29 protein-coding genes and 1 pseudogene are annotated in these 21,632 nt (G+C 35.1%); 26 read left to right on the forward strand and 4 right to left on the reverse strand.

The features are described from left to right. The first annotated feature begins 68 nt into the window (after nucleotides 1-68). From RDN22_RS07545 to RDN22_RS07630, 18 genes are all read left to right on the forward strand, one after another. Complete coding sequence (locus tag RDN22_RS07545; protein ID WP_308557159.1) at nucleotides 69-665, forward strand: hypothetical protein; 597 nt, start codon at nucleotides 69-71, stop codon at nucleotides 663-665. Between the two features lie 76 nt (nucleotides 666-741). Beyond that, nucleotides 742-1,017, forward strand: coding sequence for a bacteriocin immunity protein (locus RDN22_RS07550; RefSeq protein WP_308557160.1), 276 nt, complete (start codon nucleotides 742-744; stop codon nucleotides 1,015-1,017). A 194-nt stretch (nucleotides 1,018-1,211) separates the two neighbouring features. After that, nucleotides 1,212-2,387 (forward strand): CPBP family intramembrane glutamic endopeptidase, encoded by a 1,176-nt coding sequence (locus tag RDN22_RS07555; RefSeq protein WP_308557162.1) that lies wholly within the window; start codon nucleotides 1,212-1,214, stop codon nucleotides 2,385-2,387. Between the two features lie 126 nt (nucleotides 2,388-2,513). Then, nucleotides 2,514-2,696 carry a bacteriocin gene (locus RDN22_RS07560; RefSeq protein WP_308557163.1) on the forward strand — a complete coding sequence of 61 codons (183 nt, stop codon included), beginning with the start codon at nucleotides 2,514-2,516 and terminating at the stop codon, nucleotides 2,694-2,696. A gap of 201 nt (nucleotides 2,697-2,897) precedes the next feature. Continuing rightward, entirely contained in the window at nucleotides 2,898-3,050 is a 153-nt protein-coding gene (locus tag RDN22_RS07565) for a hypothetical protein (protein ID WP_308557165.1), read from the forward strand. A gap of 35 nt (nucleotides 3,051-3,085) precedes the next feature. After that, entirely contained in the window at nucleotides 3,086-3,271 is a 186-nt protein-coding gene (locus RDN22_RS07570) for a bacteriocin (protein ID WP_308557167.1), read from the forward strand. Between the two features lie 20 nt (nucleotides 3,272-3,291). Continuing rightward, nucleotides 3,292-3,441 carry a hypothetical protein gene (locus tag RDN22_RS07575; protein WP_308557169.1) on the forward strand — a complete coding sequence of 50 codons (150 nt, stop codon included), beginning with the start codon at nucleotides 3,292-3,294 and terminating at the stop codon, nucleotides 3,439-3,441. A gap of 155 nt (nucleotides 3,442-3,596) precedes the next feature. Then, nucleotides 3,597-3,737: a hypothetical protein gene (locus tag RDN22_RS07580; protein WP_308557170.1), complete on the forward strand. Its 141-nt coding sequence runs from the start codon at nucleotides 3,597-3,599 to the stop codon at nucleotides 3,735-3,737. A gap of 6 nt (nucleotides 3,738-3,743) precedes the next feature. Further along, nucleotides 3,744-5,105 carry a GHKL domain-containing protein gene (locus RDN22_RS07585; RefSeq protein ID WP_308557172.1) on the forward strand — a complete coding sequence of 454 codons (1,362 nt, stop codon included), beginning with the start codon at nucleotides 3,744-3,746 and terminating at the stop codon, nucleotides 5,103-5,105. Next, nucleotides 5,098-5,898 (forward strand): LytTR family DNA-binding domain-containing protein, encoded by an 801-nt coding sequence (locus RDN22_RS07590; RefSeq protein WP_308557173.1) that lies wholly within the window; start codon nucleotides 5,098-5,100, stop codon nucleotides 5,896-5,898. Before RDN22_RS07585 ends, RDN22_RS07590 begins: the two co-directional genes overlap by 8 nt. A 191-nt stretch (nucleotides 5,899-6,089) precedes the next feature. Next, the gene (locus tag RDN22_RS07595) at nucleotides 6,090-6,281 is read left to right on the forward strand and encodes a Blp family class II bacteriocin (RefSeq protein WP_308557175.1); all 192 of its coding nucleotides are present in this window, start codon (nucleotides 6,090-6,092) and stop codon (nucleotides 6,279-6,281) included. 13 nt (nucleotides 6,282-6,294) lie between these two features. After that, entirely contained in the window at nucleotides 6,295-6,468 is a 174-nt protein-coding gene (locus tag RDN22_RS07600; protein ID WP_308557177.1) for a Blp family class II bacteriocin, read from the forward strand. Nucleotides 6,469-7,402: 934 nt separating this feature from the next. Further along, a complete protein-coding gene (locus RDN22_RS07605; protein WP_308557179.1) occupies nucleotides 7,403-7,792 on the forward strand; it encodes a hypothetical protein in 390 nt (129 codons plus the stop codon). 402 nt (nucleotides 7,793-8,194) lie between these two features. Further along, on the forward strand, nucleotides 8,195-8,734 hold the full coding sequence (locus RDN22_RS07610; protein WP_308557181.1) for a DUF2975 domain-containing protein: 540 nt from the start codon (nucleotides 8,195-8,197) through the stop codon (nucleotides 8,732-8,734). Nucleotides 8,735-8,748: 14 nt separating this feature from the next. Continuing rightward, a complete protein-coding gene (locus tag RDN22_RS07615) occupies nucleotides 8,749-8,955 on the forward strand; it encodes a helix-turn-helix transcriptional regulator (protein WP_308557183.1) in 207 nt (68 codons plus the stop codon). Between the two features lie 132 nt (nucleotides 8,956-9,087). After that, on the forward strand, nucleotides 9,088-9,282 hold the full coding sequence (locus RDN22_RS07620) for a hypothetical protein (protein ID WP_308557184.1): 195 nt from the start codon (nucleotides 9,088-9,090) through the stop codon (nucleotides 9,280-9,282). Between the two features lie 30 nt (nucleotides 9,283-9,312). Next, the gene (locus RDN22_RS07625) at nucleotides 9,313-10,209 is read left to right on the forward strand and encodes an ABC transporter ATP-binding protein (protein ID WP_308557186.1); all 897 of its coding nucleotides are present in this window, start codon (nucleotides 9,313-9,315) and stop codon (nucleotides 10,207-10,209) included. Then, the gene (locus RDN22_RS07630; protein WP_308557187.1) at nucleotides 10,202-11,425 is read left to right on the forward strand and encodes an ABC transporter permease; all 1,224 of its coding nucleotides are present in this window, start codon (nucleotides 10,202-10,204) and stop codon (nucleotides 11,423-11,425) included. Before RDN22_RS07625 ends, RDN22_RS07630 begins: the two co-directional genes overlap by 8 nt. Before the next feature lie 80 nt (nucleotides 11,426-11,505). On the opposite strand, the gene RDN22_RS07635 is transcribed toward RDN22_RS07630, so the two are convergent. Then, nucleotides 11,506-11,778 (reverse strand): Txe/YoeB family addiction module toxin, encoded by a 273-nt coding sequence (locus tag RDN22_RS07635; RefSeq protein ID WP_308557188.1) that lies wholly within the window; start codon nucleotides 11,776-11,778, stop codon nucleotides 11,506-11,508. Beyond that, nucleotides 11,771-12,049, reverse strand: a complete 279-nt coding sequence (locus RDN22_RS07640; RefSeq protein WP_308557190.1) for a type II toxin-antitoxin system Phd/YefM family antitoxin — start codon at nucleotides 12,047-12,049, stop codon at nucleotides 11,771-11,773. Before RDN22_RS07640 ends, RDN22_RS07635 begins: the two co-directional genes overlap by 8 nt. Nucleotides 12,050-12,622: 573 nt before the next feature. On the opposite strand from RDN22_RS07640, the gene RDN22_RS07645 reads away from it, so the two are divergent. The 3 genes and pseudogenes from RDN22_RS07645 to RDN22_RS07655 all read left to right on the forward strand — a co-directional run bounded on the left by RDN22_RS07645 (nucleotide 12,623) and on the right by RDN22_RS07655 (nucleotide 16,315). Continuing rightward, a complete protein-coding gene (locus tag RDN22_RS07645; protein WP_308557208.1) occupies nucleotides 12,623-13,378 on the forward strand; it encodes a DeoR/GlpR family DNA-binding transcription regulator in 756 nt (251 codons plus the stop codon). Then, nucleotides 13,379-14,293, forward strand: coding sequence for a 1-phosphofructokinase (gene pfkB / locus RDN22_RS07650; protein WP_308557192.1), 915 nt, complete (start codon nucleotides 13,379-13,381; stop codon nucleotides 14,291-14,293). A gap of 20 nt (nucleotides 14,294-14,313) precedes the next feature. Next, nucleotides 14,314-16,315: pseudogene (locus RDN22_RS07655) on the forward strand (fructose-specific PTS transporter subunit EIIC). A gap of 226 nt (nucleotides 16,316-16,541) precedes the next feature. Here RDN22_RS07655 and RDN22_RS07660 read toward each other — a convergent pair. Together RDN22_RS07660 and RDN22_RS07665 are read right to left on the reverse strand one after the other, a co-directional pair. Beyond that, nucleotides 16,542-16,955 (reverse strand): DUF3021 domain-containing protein, encoded by a 414-nt coding sequence (locus tag RDN22_RS07660; protein WP_308557194.1) that lies wholly within the window; start codon nucleotides 16,953-16,955, stop codon nucleotides 16,542-16,544. A gap of 1 nt (nucleotide 16,956) precedes the next feature. After that, nucleotides 16,957-17,394: a LytTR family DNA-binding domain-containing protein gene (locus tag RDN22_RS07665; RefSeq protein ID WP_308557196.1), complete on the reverse strand. Its 438-nt coding sequence runs from the start codon at nucleotides 17,392-17,394 to the stop codon at nucleotides 16,957-16,959. Nucleotides 17,395-17,534: 140 nt separating this feature from the next. On the opposite strand from RDN22_RS07665, the gene RDN22_RS07670 reads away from it, so the two are divergent. The 5 genes from RDN22_RS07670 to RDN22_RS07690 all read left to right on the forward strand — a co-directional run bounded on the left by RDN22_RS07670 (nucleotide 17,535) and on the right by RDN22_RS07690 (nucleotide 21,474). Continuing rightward, nucleotides 17,535-17,813 (forward strand): metalloregulator ArsR/SmtB family transcription factor, encoded by a 279-nt coding sequence (locus RDN22_RS07670; protein WP_308557198.1) that lies wholly within the window; start codon nucleotides 17,535-17,537, stop codon nucleotides 17,811-17,813. A gap of 245 nt (nucleotides 17,814-18,058) precedes the next feature. Continuing rightward, a complete protein-coding gene (locus RDN22_RS07675; RefSeq protein WP_308557200.1) occupies nucleotides 18,059-18,955 on the forward strand; it encodes a metal ABC transporter solute-binding protein, Zn/Mn family in 897 nt (298 codons plus the stop codon). A 37-nt stretch (nucleotides 18,956-18,992) separates the two neighbouring features. Continuing rightward, complete coding sequence (locus RDN22_RS07680) at nucleotides 18,993-19,640, forward strand: ATP-binding cassette domain-containing protein (protein ID WP_308557202.1); 648 nt, start codon at nucleotides 18,993-18,995, stop codon at nucleotides 19,638-19,640. Next, nucleotides 19,640-20,434: a metal ABC transporter permease gene (locus RDN22_RS07685; protein ID WP_308557204.1), complete on the forward strand. Its 795-nt coding sequence runs from the start codon at nucleotides 19,640-19,642 to the stop codon at nucleotides 20,432-20,434. Before RDN22_RS07680 ends, RDN22_RS07685 begins: the two co-directional genes overlap by 1 nt. 170 nt (nucleotides 20,435-20,604) lie before the next feature. Then, entirely contained in the window at nucleotides 20,605-21,474 is an 870-nt protein-coding gene (locus RDN22_RS07690; protein WP_308557206.1) for a C40 family peptidase, read from the forward strand. Nucleotides 21,475-21,632: the final 158 nt, after the last annotated feature.

The raw sequence follows: 21,632 nt of genomic DNA on the forward strand, positions 1-21,632 counted from the left end.
TTGTTCTTTATTAAATTTAGTCATAATAAAAGACCCAAAAGTGTCTAACTTTTGGGTCTCACTTCAAAATGAAAAATGAAGTTGATTCCTTAATTGAACTGAAAAAGAAAAGACGTCGTGAAGCTTGGTCTTCATTAGGGTTATTCGCCTTAGGAGTAGCTATTCTTCTAACATGGATTTTAGATATGCCAGTATTTCTTCAATTAGTAGGTTATTCTGCACTGAGTTACTACTTCATTGAGATTATACAAAATTGGCGCGAAAACGATGTGTTGGATCATAAATATCAGGTACCTAGGGCCGCATACGTGATTATGTCTGTTATAGCAGCAATAGTTTTATTAACCATGCTTTATTTCCAATTCCATGATTATTACTATACTTTGATTATTCCGACTATTTGTACAGGGGGTTATTGCACAGTTAAAAGTTATGAAGAAATTGTTCAAATATGGCAAATGAAAACGGGCAAAGATCTACCACTACCTAAATTTGCAATGCAGCAAATTACTATTTTTGTCATTACAGTAATAATTTTGTATGAACTGTTTGCAATTAATCTTTGGGTACTATGTGGCACTGTGATTATGTTAGCAAGTGTCTATGGTGTGCTTTATTGGAAAGCTTATTATTCTTTTAAGAATCACTATGATCGTAACATGTAAAAGATACTGTGGGGATAAGCGTTATGAGAAACATGAATGAGTACAACATGGCAGGATATTAGAAAGGCAAATTCATATGCTTAACAGCAAAGAAAAATTGCAACAGGCTCTTACCAGTTTGCAAAAAGAATGTGTAAATGATCAAGAGGCAACCAGGTTGATCAACGATGCTTTAAGTGAATTGAAGCATAATATTGATGTGGATAAAGTTATCTTGGGTCTTAATCAAAATATCAATAATTATTCTTTAACGCATAATTTTCAGTTACCTGCAGCACTAACTAAATTACAGATTATGTTGAGAGAAAATCCAGATAAATGGAGAAATGCTGGATTAACAGGTTCAATTTAGATTAAAAAGGTCATGTGAAAACACATGGCCTTTTTACTACATTACGTTATACTACATCGTAATATAGTATAACGTAATGTAGTATAATACGATGTAGTATAAAAAACCAAATAAGTACGTTTTGAAGCAAAATTAGTCTTTTTATGACAATTTTGCTTTTTTTGATATATTTTTAATCAAAAGGGGATGAGAAAATGAGCCAAAAAACGTGGAAGAGAATCTTCAATCTTGAGTTAATTATTGCGATTGTATGGATGATCTTATGTAGTGTTCATCCTGAAAGAAAATTTTATTGTATAATCCTAGCTATTTTAGTAGTAATTCTGGTTCTAACAATGTTAGCTGAAAAAAGTCGTTATATTCAAGTTACTGCTAATCTATTAAGTGTATTGACGTTGCCACTCATATTTAATAAGACAATCGAAGGAATATTTTGCGGATTAAATAATGCGTTTAGACCACTAGCTAATATCTTTTCTATTATTGGTCTTTTGACAATTCTGGTTGATCTGATTCCGGTTGTTAAGGTGAATATGCCTACAATAAAAAATTGGATACTACGATTGGTAGCTGTTGAAGCATTGTGTTTCAGTCAACTAGCTACTGTAGCTGAGTTCTCACACGCACCTGACTATATAACTACGCTACAAGAATCTGGCGTTGTTAATGCACTAGCTATGTTTATTTTGGCGTTTGTAATCCTTAAAGCATGGGGATTAAAGTTTGAATGGAATTTGAAATTCATCAAAACAAGAAACTTTCAATGGTGGGCTTTAGTTATACTCGTTGTTTTGTCGGCCCTTTTCCCATTTTTCAGTGCATTTTTAGGATTGGCACAAACACCAGCTCAAGTCTTTAACTGGGATTTCAGCACCTTTGAGATGACATGGGATGGATTTTTCGCAGCTGCAGAGGCTGGAATCATGGAAGAAACTATGCGCTATTTAGATATTGTAGTATTGTTGTATATCTTTCGCAGTTCTAAGGCCAAGGCAATATGGGCTGTATTAATTTCTGCGATCCTATTTAGTTTAGGTCACTTAACTAATCTAGGTATAACAGCGTTTGGTACTTATTATGATTTAACAGCTGTTGAGCAACAGCTTACTTATACTTTTGGATTGGGGATGCTGTTTGCCGTTTTATATCTATATACCGGTAAATTGTGGTTAAATATGTTGATTCACTTTAGTTTCGACTTCATTGTCTTTAGCGAGACGCCATTAACTAGAGCGGTGGAACCGGCATTCAGTAAATGGACCATTGCGATAATTACACTGGCGGTGCCATTGATTGTAAGTATCTTTATGTTACTAGGCAAACGGCGTAGGTTTATAGATGATAATGTGGATAGGATTATGGTTAGATAAAGAAGAAGTATTTGGGATATTTGGTTTATTTTAGAAAAAATAGTTACCAAATCAGTCCGCTTTAACTTTTTATAAAAATATTTATTATTATTTAATTATAAATTAAATGAAAGGAAGAAAAATATCATGAAAGCTATTAAAGTAATGAAAAATAAAGAATTAGAAGAAGTAATTGGTGGTTCATTATACGAAGTGAAGAACGCCGTTCCACGTTTATTAGGTCCGGATGGGATGGAAGGTACCATGGGTGGTAGTAGCTGTACTGGTGGTATTCAAACGTTTCGTCATTTTTCAGGATTTGGAAGATAAAACATCAATTACAACATATGGATAGTGAAGTTGTGGAATCAATCGAGTTAGGTGCTTGATTGATTTTTTATATATGTTGAGGGAATTATTAGCAAATAAGTATCAGGTTTAGTCAAAAAATACGTTAAATTGGTCTCGTTTAACTTAGATATATAAATTTTAATTATCATTTAAGTATAAATTAATTGAAGAGGTGGAAATATGAAAAAGATCGTTTTAAGTAACAAAGATTTAATTGATGTAATTGGTGGTTCAACAGAAAATTATGTTCGTTTATTAGGACCTGACGGTGGCTACGGTGGCAGCGAAGGTAGACTAATTGCTTTTGCCGATATGTCTAGACGTCGTATTTAGGGATAAAGTAATCTTATAAAGATGAGGTAAAAAAGATGAGAGAAGAAAAATTAAATGACAAAAATTTAAGTAATATTATTGGTGGTAGAGAAGATACGATTTTAGTGGCTTTGCCACATACTATGGGACCAGATGGTATACCAGGAAGTGGTAGAGGTGGCGGTACTCAAATAAGAGCCATTAGTGGTATTCCTGCATGGCATCCATACTGGTGGAAATAGGATTAAATGATGAGAAAGGAATGCTTAAAGTGCAAATAATTGGTGTATCTAAGCTAAAAGAGATCGTTGATGGTCAAAAGAAAATGGTCTTTACAGCTTTGCCACATATTAAGGGGCCAGAAGCTGATGGAGATTGTCGCTCAGTACGTTACTTTATTCCATTTGGATAAAAAATAATAAAGTGAAGAACCGAATCTATTCAAAAAAAGATACCAATTTAGTATAAAATATGACTAAATTGGTATCTTTTTATATTTGCTAAAAAGTACATGATATAGTTAAAAATGAAAACAAGTTAAATATAGCATGAAAGGATAAATTAGTTATGAAAAATAAAATTATTAAAAAGACTATTTTGAAAGAAAAAGAATTGATTAAGATTACTGGAGGACAAACAGAAGGCTTTATTGCGTTTGATTCAAAAATGGGTATTTCTTGGTTTGATTTTTTTAAAAAGAAGCATTAGACAGTTATGCTTTTTGTTTTATTTCTATTTTCGTTAATAGTAGCTAATTTTTTTGAGGTATGGTGCTTTTTTAAAATTAGCAGAATAAATTTTAAAAATATTAACATCAAAATAAAGTTGTTAGTTTTAATATTGATATTAATATTGGTAATAATTGAAGGCTTCGGAAATTATTTAATAGGTATAGTTGCAAATTTAGTTGAAGTTGTAGTTCTATGGAAAATATTTAAAGATTATAAGACAGAACTAGTTATCGGTTCGATACTAATTGTTTTAAATATAAATTTGTCTTTGACAGTATTGTATAACGTTATATTAGAAATAATGTTTAAGCGGTTTGAATTAATTCCCTTAAATAATAGATTAGTAACACAATTAGTATGTACTTTATTGTTTTCAATCATTGAATATATGATTGTAATAAAGTTTGCTTCTTCTTTTTATAAACAACTGATTAGTAAAAATAATAAATTATTTTTAGGATTATTGATATACCTATACTTTAGTATGGAAACTATATTAATTGTGTATAGCCTATCCAATAATTTTAAAATAGCATCAGAATTTTTTGGCTTATTTTTTATTATTCAAAGTATTTTTCTTCTTATCTTTTATTATGAATTATTGAGGATACAGCAGAATTTAATAAAAGAGCAAGAAAATAAAGAGACTAAAAGAAAACAACGCCAGCTTGAAGAATATGCTTCTTACTTGGAAAAAAGTGAAGATGACTTACGTGCATTTAGACATGACTATAAAAATATTCTCAATTCACTAAAGATCAGTGCCCAAGAAGGAAATGTACAAGAAGTAATTCAGAAGCTAGATAAGTATACTGAAACCAACTTAAACACTAAAGCCTTACTTAAATATAAAGATGTAAATCATATTTATATTAAATCCATTAAAAGCATTATTATTACTAAATTGACAGAAATGTATAATCTGAATATTCCATATAACTTTGAGTGTAGAAGTAATATTCGTCAATTACCAGATCATGTAGATGAGCTAGACTTAGTACGAATTATGGGAATAACTCTCGATAATGCAATTGAAGAAAGTAAAGCTTTAATAGCGGAAAAGCATAATGTTAGAAGTGCTGAAATACAAATAATGTTGTATTCTAATAGCCCTAATGAATTTGAATACGAAGTTAGAAATAAGATTAAAGAAAGTAAGATTTCTACGCATGAGATACAGCAGCCTGGCTTTACCACTAAGAAGAATCATAAGGGCTTGGGCTTAGCGAACGTTAAAGAGATTGAGGAAAAGTATCCTAATATGTCTATTTCTTACATGGTTCAAGATGGCTGGTTTGACTTCTACATGGTGATCGATACGGAAGATGGTGAAGAAAATGAATGAGTTTCCCATTATTGTGTGTGACGATGATAAAGATTTGGCAAATCAATTGGCTAAAAATATTGATTCAGCTGTTCAAAATCTAACGGATGATAATCCAAGCTATGGCGGGCTAAAAGAAGGCGTAACGTTTGTTGCGAATGATTTTACTCAAACTGTAGGCTATGTTGTCGCAAATGATATAAAGAATGGTATTTACTTCTTAGATATTGAATTAAGCCGAGAGTCAAAAGCTAAGAATGGCGTGGATTTAGCCGAGTTCATTAAGAAAAATGATGAGAATGCTCAGATCATCTTTGTAACGGCGTACGACAAGTACGCTCCGTTAACATATCGCCGTCGTATCGGTGCAATTGACTACATCAGTAAGTCTTTGTCGTCTGAAAAGATTATTCAACGTATTGAGGAAACGTTGCGTAACGCATTTGATAATTTGTTTGCTAGGGTTAAATTTGGTCAACGTGATTTTACTTATAAGATTGGCCGACGTGTATGTAAGGTTGCAGAAGATGAGGTGCTTTTCATTGAACATAGCACTGTGCAACATAAAGTGCGTATGGTTACTGAACATGGTGAAGTGGAATATAAAGGGAATATCAGCCAGATTGATAAAGAAAACTCATTCTTGGTAAAAGTATCACAGTCTTATTTGATAAATCCCAGAAACATTAAAGCGATTGATTCTAAGGAACATGAGATTCTGTTCGACGAAGATAAAATGGTGACTTATTCTAGAGCTTATAAAGATGTGGTTAAAACACTTGTAAATAGATTTAAAGATATTGAAGTTAAATAATTAGAAAACTGGATTTATTCCAGTTTTTTATTTTAGAGGCAATACTAAATCTGTATGAGGGAGCGGTATTGGTTTAAAAGATAGTCGGATTAGTATATCTACCCACGTGCTATTAGTATATTGGTATGCTGTACATGTAAATTGAAATGAGATAAGACATTTCAAGAAAAATTTATAGGAGGTATTTAATAATGAAAGAATTTAAAACATTAGATGAAAAAAGTTTAATTAGTGTTGTTGGAGGTAAAACTAAGAAAAAAGGAAGTCTTTGCCCTTATGTAGCTACTGGTTTGGCTTTAGCTGGTGGCGTGTTTAGTGGAGGAAATCCGTTGGGAGTAGCGGGTGGATGGGCCACAGCTTTTGCCACACCATTTTGTAATTAAGTAGGTGATAAAAATGATAGAAAAAATAAATGAGAATGAGTTATTAAAAGTAGTTGGTGGAAAGAAAGGCCGTAATTGGTCAAAATGTGTAGCAGGAACGTTAGGTGGCGGCTTGCTGGGAGCTACTACTGGACTTCAATCAGCAATTGTTGGTGGAATAATGGGAGCTGCTACATCTTGTTTTTAATTTGATGAATAATTGTTTTTCATAATGCGAGAAAGTAAAATTGAAACCAAATAAAAGAATACAGCTTCTAAACGTAATTGGAATGGTAATAATGCTATCTATTCTAGTACTATCAGGTATAGGGCAAGGAACCTGGAATTGGTGTAGAATAACATTATTTGCAATTGGATTAGTTGGGTTGATTCTAATTGTCACAAATAAAATAAGACAAATTATGAAGAAATAACTGATATTGAATTAATGATCGTAATTGGCAAAGAAAATATGAGTAAAAAAGCGAGAATGAGTCTGCTAGTTTTCATAGTGGTAGTTCCTATTATTTACCAATTGATGAGTAGAACGGTACCATTATGGACGATACCAATTTATTTAATTTTAGCTTTTATTTTTTGGAGGGTAATTAACTACAAAAAGTAAGTATATTATTTTGATTAATATCTTAATTTAATGAAAAATACCGAATTAGACATAAATGATGAAAAGCTACTAATTTAATGTTTGAAACTAGATTAGTAGTTTTTTGATACTAGAACTGATTAAATCAGTCCTAATTCTTGCAGAATCAGTCACCTTTTACCAAACGAATAATTGACCATGATAAGCTGATTCATGAAAATTAATTGGGGGATTAATTATGAAAAAGCAAAAAATATTGACGCAAAAACAAATAGTGGTTCGAAGTGTCATTTCCGGAATTATATTCGCCGTGTTAGGATTCATCTTTGATTATTTTCAATACAGGATGCTTAATGCAGCCTCAATTATTATTAATATTATTGAAGGAATTACTTTTGCAATATTCATGATTGTGTTCATGAATGGATATTATACGAGAAAATCAAAAAAGTGATGAATACAAGTGAATTTTTGTCTTCCGTTTAAGCAACTGTAATATCTTATTTGGGTTTGGCGATATCTACGTAGGAGGTAAAAAATGTCAGTGAAAAAATATACAGCTAGCACACTGATTGGCACGGTGCTTTTCCTATTTGTTACTTGGATGTTTGATAATTTTTCAATAGCTTTTTTTAAAGATTGGAAAACTTTCACGTTGATGATTATTATTTCATTTGCCTTTAGTCTGATTGTTTCACCTTTTGTAATGATAATGGGAAAAGAGTGGCTGGATAAAACAAGTAAGATGAGTATGAAACGAAGAATTTATCTTACTATAGTTTTGTTTGTAGTCTTCTTTGTCTTAGATATAGTTATTGACAAATTATTACATATTGAAAATAGCTTGGCATATTATTGGGGAGAAGCAATATTAATCTTATTATTGCTCATTTTTTTAAGATACATTGAAAAACAAAGAATCAAATAGTCGAAAGGGAAAATTATGATTAAAAATATTTTGCTCTTTGTTTTGTTAGTCATTCTGATAACAATTGCGTTATGCCTGTTAGTAGCAATTAAGCAAACCATTGATGATAGAATGGGCAATAATTATTATTTTTCTCATATATATCGCAAGAACAGAATTGAGAAGGTATATAACAGCTTTTGGCCCGCATATTGGCGGCATAGTTTGTATAATTTGTTAGATATTTTTGCTATATTTTTTGTGCTATAGAGCCTGAAAAATACCGAGTTAGTTTAACGACTAATTTGGTGTTTTTTATTATTCTAAGAAAATATTTTATTTCTGTATTGCAATTATAAATTATCGTAATACAATAATTTATATGAAGGACAAAAGAGAACATATTCTTGGAGGAATAGAGAAATGAGAAAATTCATTTTAAACTTACTGACGGTTTTAGCTTGGATCTACCAAGCGATATGTGTGCTAGGAATAATTGCATTTGTTATTGTGATTGGCTTCATTCCATTTGGACTAAAGAATCCAGACTTTCGTGCCGGCTTTGAAAGTGGCATGGGCGTAAAAGGCTTATCAGTTAACAATTACGTTGGAACATTCATAGTGATGATAGGGCTGGAAATCATAATGGGCATTGCATCTTTTTTGATTTGCCGATATGCCAGACTAATCATTAGGAATATTAAACGTGAAGTTTATTTTGCCAGCGATAATCTGAGCTTACTTAAAAAATTATTAATCTCAGTAGCTGGATATACTGTTATCTCAATAGTAAATTTCATCATACTTATGACTCATCGTGCATGGTTTGTTAAATATGCCAGCAATACGCTTTACCCTTCTGGTATCACCAGTGGCTTACTTTTCTTAGCAGTGTTATACATAGTTTACTTAGTATTCAAATATGGAATGAAAGTTCAAGAAGACGCGGATTCGATTATTTAGGGAGGATGTTATAGATGATTGAAGTGACACTAGATTTCATGCTCTTGAAGCGGAAGATGTCTTCTAAAGAATTGGCGAAGAAGATTGGCATAACGCCAGCGAATTTGTCGATTTTGAAGACAGAGAAAGCACATGGTATTCGTTTTGATACACTGAGCAAAATCTGTGAGGTCTTAGACTGTCAGCCGGGAGACTTATTGGCTTATAAAAAAGATGAATAGTTAGTACCAAATTGGTCCAAAATATGGCCGAATTGGATTACTTTTCCTAGCATCGCAATATTAGAATATGATGAATTGAAAAGATGGAAGATTATTCCCTGGGAGATAATCGTTAAAGTGGAGGAAAGAAAAATGCTGTACTTAGTTTATGTCGTGATCGGCTTGTTAATTGTCTTGGCTGTTAATTATGCCGTTACAGCATTCTTAGCTGTTCACGATTTGCTTGAAAATAGAGAAAAAGATCAGTTGAGTTTTGGGGATGCATTCAAGAAATACTTCACCAAGAATAACAATATTCCGACTAAGTTTTCGGATTTGTTTAATTAGAAATGAGTATGACTAATTGGAGGAAAAAACATGCTTGAAATACGAAACTTGAACAAAAGCTTTGGCAACAAGCAAGTACTGTTCAATATTAATTTGATAGCTAATAATGGCCGAATTTTAGGTTTAATCGGGAAGAACGGGTCAGGTAAGACAACGCTTTTTCACAGTATTTTGAAATTTGTTAGCTATCAAGGGCAGATCTTGATTGATGGCAAGCCATTTGGTGCACAAGACTATAACCAAGTGGGGTATTTGCCTGAAGAGCGAAGTCTTATGCCGAAAGAAACCGTCCTGAACCAGGTGCAATTCTTGGCTAGTCTAAAAGGGATGCAGACTAGCGAAATCAAGAAGCAATTACCTGAATGGATGAGCAGATTAGGCGTGAGAGGCTACATAAATGACAAAATCAAGAGCCTGTCTAAGGGTAATCAGCAGAAGATTCAAATGATCGCAACTTTGATTCATCAGCCTAAGTTGATTATTTTAGATGAACCATTCAGTGGCCTGGATCCGGTGAACGTTGATCTGATGAAGCAGGTAATTTTAGAAGAAAAGCGCCAGGGCGCAACGATTATATTCTCTGATCACAACATGAGAAATGTAGAAGAACTCTGTGATGATGTGGTGATGATTAATGATGGTCACATCGTTTTGAACGGGCATGTTAATGAGATTCGTGCTAGCTGGGGCTTGAATCGAATCTATGTCAGAACTGACTGGAGTAAAGATGAGCTTTTGGCCTTAGATGGTGTGCAATCAGTTGAACTGCTCAATGATGGCAAATATAAATTGATCCTTGAGGATGCTAAATATGGTCATGAAATCTTTGATAAGTTGTCGAATGGTCAATATCTGCAGACCTTTGATCAAGAACCACCAACATTGAATGAAATCTTTAAGCTGAAGGCAGGTGCAAGTCATGAATAAAACACTTTTAGTAGCTAAGGAAACCTACCGACGTGAGGTTAAAAGTTGGTCTTATGTCTTGATGATTTTTGCTCCATTCATTTTTGCCGCAATCTCAATAGGAGCTGGCTATCTATCAAGTAATGGTGGCGATAACTACGACTATGTCGGCGTTGTAACGGATGTTCAACCACTTAAAAAAGAATTCAAAAATAGCGATGATTTTGAAAACTACAGCAGTCTTGCTAAAGTTAAGAAGGACTTTAGAACTGATGACATTGATGGCTATGTGGTAATTAAGCAAGTCGATGGTCAGCTACAAGCTGTATATCACAGCACTGACAAGCTGGATGATGATGTGAAGGCTGAATTGACCAGTAAGTTGCAGGCGTTCCAGCAGCGTAACAATCTAGCAAAGGCTAAATTATCAACTAAGCAGACTCAAGCCTTAAGCGTTCAGCCAAAGTTCACGCAAAAAATCAATAAAAATGCGGAACATGAAGCTAATGATGATGATTCACCTGAGCAATCGGCATTCTTCAGCTTAGTGTTGATCTTGTATTTGCTAGTTTTAACTTACACGCAAGTAACCGCACAAGATATCGCAACCGAGAAGGGTACTAAGGTGATGGAAATGATCTTTTCCAGTATGCCAGGTAAATCGTACTTTGATGGTAAAATTCTGGGAATTTTCGGCGAGATTATCACACAAATTGTGATCTATCTAGCTGGTGGCACAATCTTCTATTTTACTTCGCCGCACATTGATGGATTAAAGGATGTATTTAGTAGTATTAAGCCGATGATTGATCAGACTTTAGGTCATATCGTTTCCTGGGGCTTGGTCTTTGTCATCCTAGGTTTAGTGCTCTATGTTGTTTGTTCAGCATTTTGCGGTGCACTTGCTTTTAATCCGCAGAATGCTAATAAGGCGGTGCAACCAGTAATGTATGTGGCAATAATTGGCTTTTTTGCTGCAATGGCTTTGCAAAATTCACCAACCTCAATGGTGACTAAGGTCTTATCATATGTGCCATTCTTATCATCATTCTTGATGCCGCTGAGAGTGATCTATGGAGACGCGAATAATATTGAAGCTGGTGTTTCTGCTTTGATTTTGTTAATCTTTGTCGCTTCCTTATTCGTTGTAATTAGGAAGATATATCCAAGTTTGATTTTACAAACAGAAGATCAAAGCATAGTGAATAATTTCAAGCGTGCTTTGAAGAGTAGATAGATGAAAGTAACTGAAAAAGAACAATATTAGCTTTAGATACTAAAAAACATCGAATCAATGGCAAAGTTGATTCGATGTTTTTAATTTGAATAATGAAAACGTAACTGGATTATTTCTATTCTGTCATCAAAGACAGCATACACTAAACGATCTTTTTCATTGATTCTACGTGACCAATAACCGCTTAATTCATGTTGTAATGGTTCAGGATTTCCCAATCCTGTAAAAGGATTTCGGATAGTATCAGAAATTAATTTATTGATTTGCTTTAGAGTCTTTTTATCTTGCTTTTGCCAATACAAATATTCTTGCCAACTATTTCCCTTAAATTCTATATCTAGTCTTTTAGTCATTTTCTTGGTTCAATCGATCCCATTCTTCGGGTGTTAATTTCTTTTCACTATGTTTATCTGAAATTCCTTTTTGTAAGGCACGGCGATTGGCTTCAGTAGATAATAAGTAGTTAGTTTCTTGCCAAGAATTATATTCTTTCTCAGAAAGTAATACGACATTCTTATTCTCAGGTCTTGTAATAAATATGACATCATTATAATCTGAAACGTCGTCAGCAATTTTTTTGAAATTTTTGCGTAAATCTCTGGTTGTAGTTGCTCTAATTGTCATTTCTAATTTCCTTTCTTTATATTTCTGTATAATCATCATATCACGTGTACACAAAATTGTACACATAATAGAAATGATTTCTTAGTTAGAACATCAAAAGAAATTATTGGTTAAAAGAGCAAGTACATTTACTATCAAGATGGCGAAACTGACTTCAAGTGCCAAAAAGACGAATATGTTAGCAAATAATAGATAAGTTAGGATATGAGCAAAGGTCGTGCAGGGATACACGCTTACTACATTACATTATGATATAGTGAAAAGGAGTGTGCTATGTTTGTAGGCAGACATCAAGAGTTGGCTAAGAAAATTAATTGTCAGTTGTTTACGTTTGAAGAAATGTAAAACAGTACTTTTTTGGAGCAAAATCAGTCTTCCTTAGTCATCTTTGCGGATTCTTAGTCAAAACCAAAAAATGACTAAGAATAATTCAAAACGACGAAGAAAAGATGGCGTATTAATCAAAATACGTCATCTTTTTTGAATATAAATGAATATTATTGAACGATAATAAATAAAAATGATTGATTTTGGAGGGGAAAGCGAATACAATAATTAGCGAGGTGAGAAATGATGCTGACACAGGAGCGCCAAAGCTTAATTGAAGATTACGTTAATCAGCACGAATTGTGCCGCGTTAGCGAATTATGCGATTTAACTGATACGTCTGAATCAACTATCCGTCGTGATCTGATTCAAATGGAGAAGAATGGTATCCTCAAGCGAGTTCACGGTGGTGCTCAATCAGTTAAAAATTTCTCTCGTGATGTTTCCCAAAACGTCCGCTTTAGTCTGAACCATGAAGTGAAGATTGCTATTGCAAAATATGCTGCAGAGCATTTTGTTCACCAAGGCGATAACGTCTTTATCGACGCAGGAACAACAACTTATGAAATAGTTCCATTTCTAGCTGAAATTCCTAACGTCAAGATCATCACTAACGGTGTTGAAACGGCGTTATGCAGTCTGAATCATGGAATTAAAACTATCTTGATCGGCGGCAAGGTAAAAGATGACACTCATGCCGTAGTTGGTCAGACAGCTTTAAGTCAGATTAAGGCAATGAATTTCTCAGTCAGCTTTGTTGGGGCTAACGGAATCGAAAAAAATGGTAATTTAACTACGCCAGATCCCGAAGAAGCCGCAGTTAAGGCAGCTGAGATTAAGCAAGCTAGACATGCTTATGTCTTGGCCGACAGCACAAAAGTCGGTGAGCGAAACTTCGCTGTATTTGCAAAAACTGATGACGTTATTGTGGTAACAAATAAACTTAACTCAAGTCAAAAAAAGGCATTACCTGCCGATATAAATCTAGAGGAGGCAAAGTAAATGATTTACACAGTAACTGTTAATCCAGCGCTTGACTATGTTCTTCAATTAGAAAAAGTTAACCGCGGTGAAGTTAACAGAACTAATAATGATTCATTTTTAGCAGGGGGTAAAGGAATTAACGTTTCTCAAATCCTTAACCAATTAAACGTCGACAACACTGCTTGGGGCTTTGTTGGTGGCTTCACTGGTAAGGAATTGGTTCGTCAATTGAACCAAAAGAGAATCGAAAGTGACTTCGTTACTATTTCAGACAACACTCGTGTGAACGTTAAGATCCACGCAGAAAAGGAAACTGAAATTAACGCAGCTGGTCCAAACATTACTGATCAAGAAATCACCGCTTTCAAGGATCGTTTAAACGATTTGAAGAAGGGTGACATCGTAGTAATGAGCGGTTCACTTACTCCAAGTCTTCCAACTGATTTCTACCAATCACTTCTTCCAACTATTAAGGAAGCTGGTGCAGAATTCGTAGTTGATACTACTGGTCAAGCTTTACTTGATACTTTGGCATACAAGCCATTAGTAATTAAGCCTAACCACCACGAATTAGCTGACTTGTTTGGCGTAACCTTTGACTCAAGCGACGTAATGCTTGAATACGCACAAAAGTTGCTTGAAAAGGGTGCTCAAAACGTAATGGTTTCAATGGCCGGTGAAGGTGGCTTCCTCTTGACTCAAGATCACGTTTACCATGCTAAGGGTGCCGTTGGTACTGCTGTTAACTCAGTTGGTGCCGGTGACTCAATGATCGCTGGATTTGTTGGTACTTACTACAAGACCGGTGATCCAAAGGAAGGCTTCAGAATTGGTATGGCTTGTGGTGCCGCAACTGCATTTACTAAGGACATTGCAGTTAAGAGCCAAATCGAAGCCGTATTGCCACAAATTAAGGTTGAACAAATTTCTTAATTTTATAAGGGGAAGAAAATATGAGAATTAAGGACATTTTAAGCCCTGAATCCATGATCATGGAGCTCAAGGCTACCAACAAAGAAGATGCCATTAAAGAAATGGCAGACCTTGAAGTTGCAACCGACATCGTTAATGACGAAGATGCATTTATCAAGTCCATCTGGGACCGTGAAAATGAATCAACCACTGGTATCGGTGGCGGAATTGCGATGCCTCATGCACGTAACAAGTCAATTAACAAGGCTCGTGTATTGTTTGCTAAGAGTAAGGAAGGTATTGACTACAACTCACTTGATGGTCAACCAGTTCACTTATTCTTCATGATTACTGCACCAGCTGGTGCTGACAATACTCACCTTCAAGCTTTAGCAAAGCTTTCAGGATTATTAATTGATCCAGACTTAGTTGAAAAACTTAAGGCTACTAAGACTCCTGAAGAAGTTATCGATCTTTTTGAAAAAGCAGAAGCTAAAAAAGATGAAGAAGACAAGAAGGCAGCTGAAGCTAAGAAGGCTAAGGAAGCTGCTAAGGCTCAAGGTAAGAGTGACGATGATGACAACAAGCCATTAATCGTTGGTGTTACTGCATGTATTAACGGTATTGCCCACACTTACATGGCTCAAGAAGCCTTGATTAAGGAAGGTAAGAAGCGCGGCATTGAAGTTAGAATTGAAACTAACGGTTCTGAAGGTGTTAAGGACAAGCTTACTCCTGACGAAATTAAGCGTGCTAAGGGTGTAATCATTGCATCTGATAAGAAAGTTGATATGCCACGTTTTGACGGCAAGCCTTTAGTTAACCACCCAGTTGTTGACGGTATCAACAAGCCAGGTGAATTGATTGATGACATTATGGACGGCAAGGCAGATACTTACCACGCAAGTGCTGCTGACAAGTCTGAAGAATCATCAAGCACTGAAAAGCCAGGCTTATGGGCAGGTATCTACAAGAACTTAATGAACGGTATTAGCCACATGCTTCCATTCGTTATCGGTGGTGGTATCTTAATGGCTATCTCCTTCATCGTAGAAAAACTACGGTGGTGGTGCTAAATCTCCAGCCTTTATCTTCTTGAACAACGCTGGTAACTTAGCCTTTGCCTTCATGGTTCCAGTTCTTTCAGCTTACATTGCTGAATCAATCGGTGATTTGCCAGCCTTAATGCCAGGTTTCGTTGGTGGTTACATGGCTTCTATTGTTAACGGTCAATTCCAAGTTAACGTTCAAGCACACGCAACTTCACCAGCCGGCTTCTTAGGTGGTATCGCTGCTGGTTTCATCGCAGGTTACTTAATGGTTGGCCTGAAGAAGTTATTTGCTAACTTACCTCACTCAGTTGAAGGTATGAAGCCAATGTTGTTCTACCCAATTTTGGGATTGCTCTTTATTGCAGCAATTATGTTCTACATCATTAACCCAATCTTCAGTGGAATCAACTTTGCTATTACCCACTTCTTGAACAGCATGGGTACTGGTAACTTGGTACTTCTTACTACTATCTTGGCAGGTATGATGTCAATCGATATGGGTGGTCCTTTCAACAAGGCTGCTTACGTATTCGCTTCAGGTGCTTTTGCTAACGACCCACACTCAACTACTGCTGCTATCTTGATGGCTGGCGTAATGGTTGGTGGTATGGTTCCTCCATTTGCTACTGCTATTGGTACTACATTCTTCAAGAACAAGTACACTATGGAAGAACGTCGTGCAGGTATTTCTAACTGGGTATTAGGCTTCTCATTCATTACTGAAGGTGCAATTCCATTTGCTGCAGCTGACCCAGGTCACGTAATTCCTTCATGTATCATCGGTTCTGCTGTTGGTGGTGCCTTAGTTGGTTTATGGCACGTAGGTGTTCCTGCTCCTCACGGTGGTCTTTGGGTATCACCACTTGCTGGTAACATCGGCGGACCTATGCACATCTTGTTCTACTTCTTAGCAACTATTATTGGTTCAATCGTAGCCGCTTTAATCATGAGCTTTTGGAAGAAGAACGTTAAGGAAGATCCTAACGAATAGAAAATTCATTTAAAAAATATAATATATAGGAACTTTGGTTAAATAATTTAAGTTATTGTATTTTTTGACAAAAAATGTAAAAAATGTATTATAATGAATATATCTTGATGATCTCTACTTTAATCAAGATACTCTGTTATGTTTTGCGCTACCTGTCCGGGTAGCGTTTTTTGTTACAAAAAACACTTTAAGCCTAAAGATTAAGCTTAAAGTGATATTTAATTAGTTATAATTTTTTGTTTATAGCTGTTACTTGCTTTTGAATTTGGCGGTAAATAACGAACCAAATGATTAAGTAGCCAATAATGTAGATAATCGTAAAAATTAATAATGGTGTAAATTGAGTTTTAATCCAATCGTTAATGATGTAAATGACTAGGTAGTCTAAATAAATGACAACTGCGTCAATTAATGTTGCAGTTCCTAGAGGAATTCGTTCTACCTTGAAAATGGCACTTATTCCCCCGGCAATAAAAGCTAAGACTAAACTAGAAACAATATTTAGATTTACTTGAGAAATAGGGATGCTAGTAGCAGTTCCTGAAAGCTGCAATCCTAAGTAAACTGAAACTAGAATTAGGGGACCAAAGCCTGCTGCAATTAATCCACGCAAGGCAAAATCTTTAACGAACTTTTTCATGTCAATCGAGCTCCTTTCTGATCTTGGCAAAGCACCTGCGAGAAACATAGTCGGTTAGACCGTTTTTCATAATGATGTTTACGCCAGCTGTCTGCGTTTCTTCGAATTTTCTAATTTGATAGCGATTAGCAATACTTGATTTATTAATTCGCCAAAAATATTTGGGCAATTCATTTGCTAGTTGATAGATTCGCTTTTTGATCTGATATTGCTTTTGATTATTGCAAATAGCGTAAGTTTTATCGTTAATGATTGTAATTAAAATAATATCTTCAAGAGATAAAGTAATGACATCTTTGTCGTCGTAAGCGGCTATTTGGTTGGAATTGCCATTAGTTAAGACGAACTTTTCTAATTCTTGCGTAAAGTCGCTATCGTGGTGAACTTGTGCTTGTACCAATTCTTCTTTTTGCGGATTGATAAGTAGTTTGAATTTCATTTTCTTTTCTCCTTTCATCATGATTATAGAATGTAGAAATTCAGATTACTGTATTTCTAAGGTTATCGGTCGAAAAGGGCAGATAATCGGCAAAATAAAGCTTATAATAAACTAGAGATTAAACGATAGGTGGGGAAAAAGTGAACGATCAAATCATTCGAATTACTAGGGCTTTGAATCATCCTATTCGAATCCAAATTCTTTACTACTTGAATGACAATAAAGAAAGTAGCGTAAATAATCTAGTTAAACAATTTGATGTCAGTCAACCAGCTATTTCACGACATTTGAGAATTTTGGAAGAAGCTAGACTAGTAAAAAGCAAAAGAGTTAAACAAGAAAAATATTATCAATTGTTTGATAATCACATCATTAAGATCCTCGATGTTCTGAGACAACACGCAAACGGGGAATTTTAATTTGACAAGCATATAAAAATATGTTTATATAATGATGTAATTCTAGAAAAGCATTTAAATTATTTCAGCAAATTTTTTAAAGACTTAAATAAAGTGATAGCATCAAGGTTAATGAACTTTGGTGCTATTTGTCTATCATTAAATATATTGACACGTTATAAAAACTAGTTTATTCTTACTTTAAATCAGAAAAATTGCTGAAACACTGATTTAAATGCTTTTTTTGTATGGAGGAAATTATTTATATGCAAAAATGGAAATCTAGAATTACAAAATTGTTCTTTATTATGGGCATCGTAGGGGCAATTATGCTTTTAACTTCAGCATGCTCAAATAATAGTAAGGCAGATAGCAGCGACAAGGTATCAATTGTCACCACTACTAACGTTTATGCAGATATTGCTAAAAATATTGTTGGTAAGTACGGTACTGCTAGCGCAATTATTAAAAACAGTGCAACAGACCCACACGACTTTGAACCAACCACTGCAGATGCTAAAAGTTTAACTAAGGCTAACATCATCGTGGCTAATGGCTTAGGCTATGATAGCTGGATGAATAAACTCGCAAGTTCAGTTAATAAAAAGCCAGTTTTAGTTGGCGAAGACTTAATGAACTTGAAGAAGGGCGACAACCCTCACATTTGGTACGATTTGGATATGCCAACTAAGTATGTTAATTATCTAGTAAAGCGTTTATCCAAGCTTGATTCTAAGCACAAGGCTTATTTTGAAGCTAATGGTAAGAAGTACTTAGCTAAGATTAGTCAAGTTAAGCAGCTTGCTAAGAAGGCAGACGGCAAGAATAAAAAGCCAGTCTTTGTTAGTGAACCAGTCTTTGACTACGCTTTAGAAGAAGCTGGCTACAAGGTCGGCGATAAGGACTTTGAAAAGGCTGTAGAAAACAACACAGACCCAAGTCCTAAGACAATTAACCAGATGACAAATGACATTAAGGACAAGAAGATTGCTTTCTTTGTAAACAATACACAATCAAGCAGTTCAACTGTAAGTACTTTTGTAAAGCTTGCTAAGAAGAACAAGATTCCTGTATTAAATGTTCGCGAAACTATTCCAAATCATATGACTTACTTGAATTGGATGAGAGAGAATTATCAAAACTTAGCTAATATTAGCAAGTAATTACAAATTTATTTGCAAGTAAAAAGGGGATGCAAATTTGATTTTAGATGTGAATGATCTATCAATGAGATTTGATACTAAGACCGTTTTTCAAGATATTAGTTTTAAACTAGAAAAAGGGTCGACTACCGCACTTCTTGGACCTAATGGTACGGGGAAGACAACTTTAATCAAAATATTGATGGGGATGCTTACACCAACTAGTGGGAGCTTTAAATTCGCTGACGATGTAAAAATCGGCTATGTGCCGCAGTTTAGAAACATCGATGCAGAATATCCGCTCTCAATTAGAGCCTTTATTGAATTAAATGCGCCGCTATTTAAGACTAAAAAGGTAAAAGAGCAAGTTGATCATCAATTAATCGAAACGCACCTTGATAAGATTCAAAATACTCGAATGGGTGAAGCATCTGGTGGGCAAAAGCAGCGTGCATATTTGGCACAAGCTTTGCTTGACCAACCTAATATGATTATCTTGGATGAAGCTACAGCCAGCCTTGATCCTGCTGCTAAGGAAGAGTTGATGGCATTGATCCATCACTTGAATAAAGAACACAAGATTACCGTTTTGTTTGTAACGCACGATATCCCACTTGCTTCTAAGTACATGTCTGATTATTTGTACTTAAACAAGGGAACAATCAGACAGGGTAAGATGAAAGACTTTAAGGAGGACTTCGAATAATGTTTCAATACGAATTTATGCGTTATGCCTTCTTAGCAAGTACTTTTATTGCGATTACCTGTGGTGTGGTTGGCGTTTATGTTGTAGCGCGTAACTACGCTTTCTTAGCTCATACATTGTCTGAAATCGGCTTTGCCGGTGCTGCTTTTGCCGTATTTATCGGGATAGCGCCGTTATGGGGGATGCTCCTGTTTACGCTACTTGGCTCAATCGGTGTTGGTGAATTATCAATGCACAGCGACCAAAAGGAGTCCTCAATCAGTGCGATATCTGCACTATTCATTGGCTTAGGGGTTCTATTCTTAGCGATCTCTGGCTCCAACAGCCGTTATGCCACCAATATTCTGTTTGGTAGTATCATTGGTGTAGACAAGCAAGGTGTTATTCAGTTAACAATCTTGTCTGTGATTGTTTTGCTTATGATTTTGCTAGTTCAAAGAAATTTGAACTTTGACTCATTTGACCATATTGGTGCTGTTGCGCATGGAATTCATACCGGCTTTGTAGGCATTGTCTTCTTGATTTCAATGGCTATGTCAGTTGCCATCGGTGCGCAAATTGTAGGTTCATTGTTAGTATTTATTTTACTAACCTTGCCATCATCGACAGCACGTTATATCGGTAAAACGATCCCTGCAATGATCGGTTGGTCAATTGGCTTTGCCTTATTTGGTGTTTGGGCTGGATTATATCTTGGCTTTGTCACTAACTGGCCAGTAACCTTCTTTATTGCGACAATCGAAGTAGTTATCTACTTAATTGCTTATGCAGTTCATGTAATTAAACATCGTTAAAGAGAAAATTGTAGTTAAGGGCACATCTTTTAAACTGTATTGATCTAGCGTCGTAATGAACATCATATTTTCTTTGGTAAGTACGTTTGCGATTTTTGGCTACACATGTGATAATGAAGACGTTATGTAGTAAAAGTGGGATATTTTTTCGCTACCAAGGGGAATTCATTATGTTGAAACATAAATTATTTAAATTGGGAGCGGCTGCAGCACTTTCTGTTACAGGTGTTTCTTCAATCACGTCGCTAAAAACTGTTCGAGCAGCTAACTTTACTGTAATTAAACGTGTAAAAATTAGCTATCTGCCAGGCAAAAGCTTGAATATTTGGACAAATTACGAAAATGGTAAATTCATGGGTCATCGTGCTAAAGAAGGTTCGATTTGGAAGGTAACTGAGACTGCAGTTGATAGTAAAGGTAGTCTATGGTATAAAGTGGGTCCACGTAAATGGATTAAAGCACGCTATACTGTTGATGCTAGTAAAAAATCTAGGACTACTACAACATCTACCAAGAAAAAGTCTTCAATCACTAATTTAGCAAACAAGGTTAGACAGGCTACACAAAAGAAAAAAGATACAAAGGTTAATAAAATTAAAAAGGCCAACAAGATCGTTAATGAAACAGTTGAAAAGACGATCAAAAAGATTGATACTAAAACTTTATCAATGCAGACCTCAAATAAAGCTGCTGCGGTTGTTTCACTGGCTAAACAGCAAGTTGGTAAGCCTTATGTTTGGGGTGCAACTGGACCAGATAAGTTTGACTGTTCTGGCTTAGTGCAATACGTATATCAACATGCGGCAGGAATTAATTTGCCACGTACGACTTATGATCAAGTTAAGGTGGGGCAAACGGTTCCTTTAGATCAACTTCAAGCAGGCGACTTAGTCTTCTGGGGTTCAGAAACTGCACCATATCACGTTGCGATTTATATTGGTAATAATCAATATGTCAATTCGGCAACGCCAGATCAAGGCACAATTTTGCAAAACGTGTCTAGTTATTACTATCCTACAATTGCTAAGAGGGTTTTGTAGGATGTTTGAAAATAGTTAATTAAATTTGTAATTAGTAAATATATCGATTTATACATATATAGGTCAATATAACGCAAAAACCGTTACCTAATGTCCAGATAGGTGTAGTGACCCAAGAAAATTGGACACTTTATTGATATTAAGCTATTAAGGATTGA

This window comes from uncultured Lactobacillus sp. (genome assembly GCF_902491705.1).
GTDB lineage: Bacteria > Bacillota > Bacilli > Lactobacillales > Lactobacillaceae > Lactobacillus.

What these genes read in the sequence shown, in the direction of transcription:
- RDN22_RS07545 (WP_308557159.1), top strand. Translation starts at nt 69, where the DNA reads ATGAAAAATGAAGTTGATTCCTTAATTGAACTGAAAAAGAAAAGACGT.
- RDN22_RS07550 (WP_308557160.1), top strand. Translation starts at nt 742, where the DNA reads ATGCTTAACAGCAAAGAAAAATTGCAACAGGCTCTTACCAGTTTGCAA.
- RDN22_RS07555 (WP_308557162.1), top strand. Translation starts at nt 1,212, where the DNA reads ATGAGCCAAAAAACGTGGAAGAGAATCTTCAATCTTGAGTTAATTATT.
- RDN22_RS07560 (WP_308557163.1), top strand. Translation starts at nt 2,514, where the DNA reads ATGAAAGCTATTAAAGTAATGAAAAATAAAGAATTAGAAGAAGTAATT.
- RDN22_RS07565 (WP_308557165.1), top strand. Translation starts at nt 2,898, where the DNA reads ATGAAAAAGATCGTTTTAAGTAACAAAGATTTAATTGATGTAATTGGT.
- RDN22_RS07570 (WP_308557167.1), top strand. Translation starts at nt 3,086, where the DNA reads ATGAGAGAAGAAAAATTAAATGACAAAAATTTAAGTAATATTATTGGT.
- RDN22_RS07575 (WP_308557169.1), top strand. Translation starts at nt 3,292, where the DNA reads ATGCTTAAAGTGCAAATAATTGGTGTATCTAAGCTAAAAGAGATCGTT.
- RDN22_RS07580 (WP_308557170.1), top strand. Translation starts at nt 3,597, where the DNA reads ATGAAAAATAAAATTATTAAAAAGACTATTTTGAAAGAAAAAGAATTG.
- RDN22_RS07585 (WP_308557172.1), top strand. Translation starts at nt 3,744, where the DNA reads ATGCTTTTTGTTTTATTTCTATTTTCGTTAATAGTAGCTAATTTTTTT.
- RDN22_RS07590 (WP_308557173.1), top strand. Translation starts at nt 5,098, where the DNA reads ATGAATGAGTTTCCCATTATTGTGTGTGACGATGATAAAGATTTGGCA.
- RDN22_RS07595 (WP_308557175.1), top strand. Translation starts at nt 6,090, where the DNA reads ATGAAAGAATTTAAAACATTAGATGAAAAAAGTTTAATTAGTGTTGTT.
- RDN22_RS07600 (WP_308557177.1), top strand. Translation starts at nt 6,295, where the DNA reads ATGATAGAAAAAATAAATGAGAATGAGTTATTAAAAGTAGTTGGTGGA.
- RDN22_RS07605 (WP_308557179.1), top strand. Translation starts at nt 7,403, where the DNA reads ATGTCAGTGAAAAAATATACAGCTAGCACACTGATTGGCACGGTGCTT.
- RDN22_RS07610 (WP_308557181.1), top strand. Translation starts at nt 8,195, where the DNA reads ATGAGAAAATTCATTTTAAACTTACTGACGGTTTTAGCTTGGATCTAC.
- RDN22_RS07615 (WP_308557183.1), top strand. Translation starts at nt 8,749, where the DNA reads ATGATTGAAGTGACACTAGATTTCATGCTCTTGAAGCGGAAGATGTCT.
- RDN22_RS07620 (WP_308557184.1), top strand. Translation starts at nt 9,088, where the DNA reads ATGCTGTACTTAGTTTATGTCGTGATCGGCTTGTTAATTGTCTTGGCT.
- RDN22_RS07625 (WP_308557186.1), top strand. Translation starts at nt 9,313, where the DNA reads ATGCTTGAAATACGAAACTTGAACAAAAGCTTTGGCAACAAGCAAGTA.
- RDN22_RS07630 (WP_308557187.1), top strand. Translation starts at nt 10,202, where the DNA reads ATGAATAAAACACTTTTAGTAGCTAAGGAAACCTACCGACGTGAGGTT.
- RDN22_RS07635 (WP_308557188.1), bottom strand. Translation starts at nt 11,778, where the DNA reads ATGACTAAAAGACTAGATATAGAATTTAAGGGAAATAGTTGGCAAGAA.
- RDN22_RS07640 (WP_308557190.1), bottom strand. Translation starts at nt 12,049, where the DNA reads ATGACAATTAGAGCAACTACAACCAGAGATTTACGCAAAAATTTCAAA.
- RDN22_RS07645 (WP_308557208.1), top strand. Translation starts at nt 12,623, where the DNA reads ATGCTGACACAGGAGCGCCAAAGCTTAATTGAAGATTACGTTAATCAG.
- pfkB (WP_308557192.1), top strand. Translation starts at nt 13,379, where the DNA reads ATGATTTACACAGTAACTGTTAATCCAGCGCTTGACTATGTTCTTCAA.
- RDN22_RS07660 (WP_308557194.1), bottom strand. Translation starts at nt 16,955, where the DNA reads ATGAAAAAGTTCGTTAAAGATTTTGCCTTGCGTGGATTAATTGCAGCA.
- RDN22_RS07665 (WP_308557196.1), bottom strand. Translation starts at nt 17,394, where the DNA reads ATGAAATTCAAACTACTTATCAATCCGCAAAAAGAAGAATTGGTACAA.
- RDN22_RS07675 (WP_308557200.1), top strand. Translation starts at nt 18,059, where the DNA reads ATGCAAAAATGGAAATCTAGAATTACAAAATTGTTCTTTATTATGGGC.
- RDN22_RS07685 (WP_308557204.1), top strand. Translation starts at nt 19,640, where the DNA reads ATGTTTCAATACGAATTTATGCGTTATGCCTTCTTAGCAAGTACTTTT.
- RDN22_RS07690 (WP_308557206.1), top strand. Translation starts at nt 20,605, where the DNA reads ATGTTGAAACATAAATTATTTAAATTGGGAGCGGCTGCAGCACTTTCT.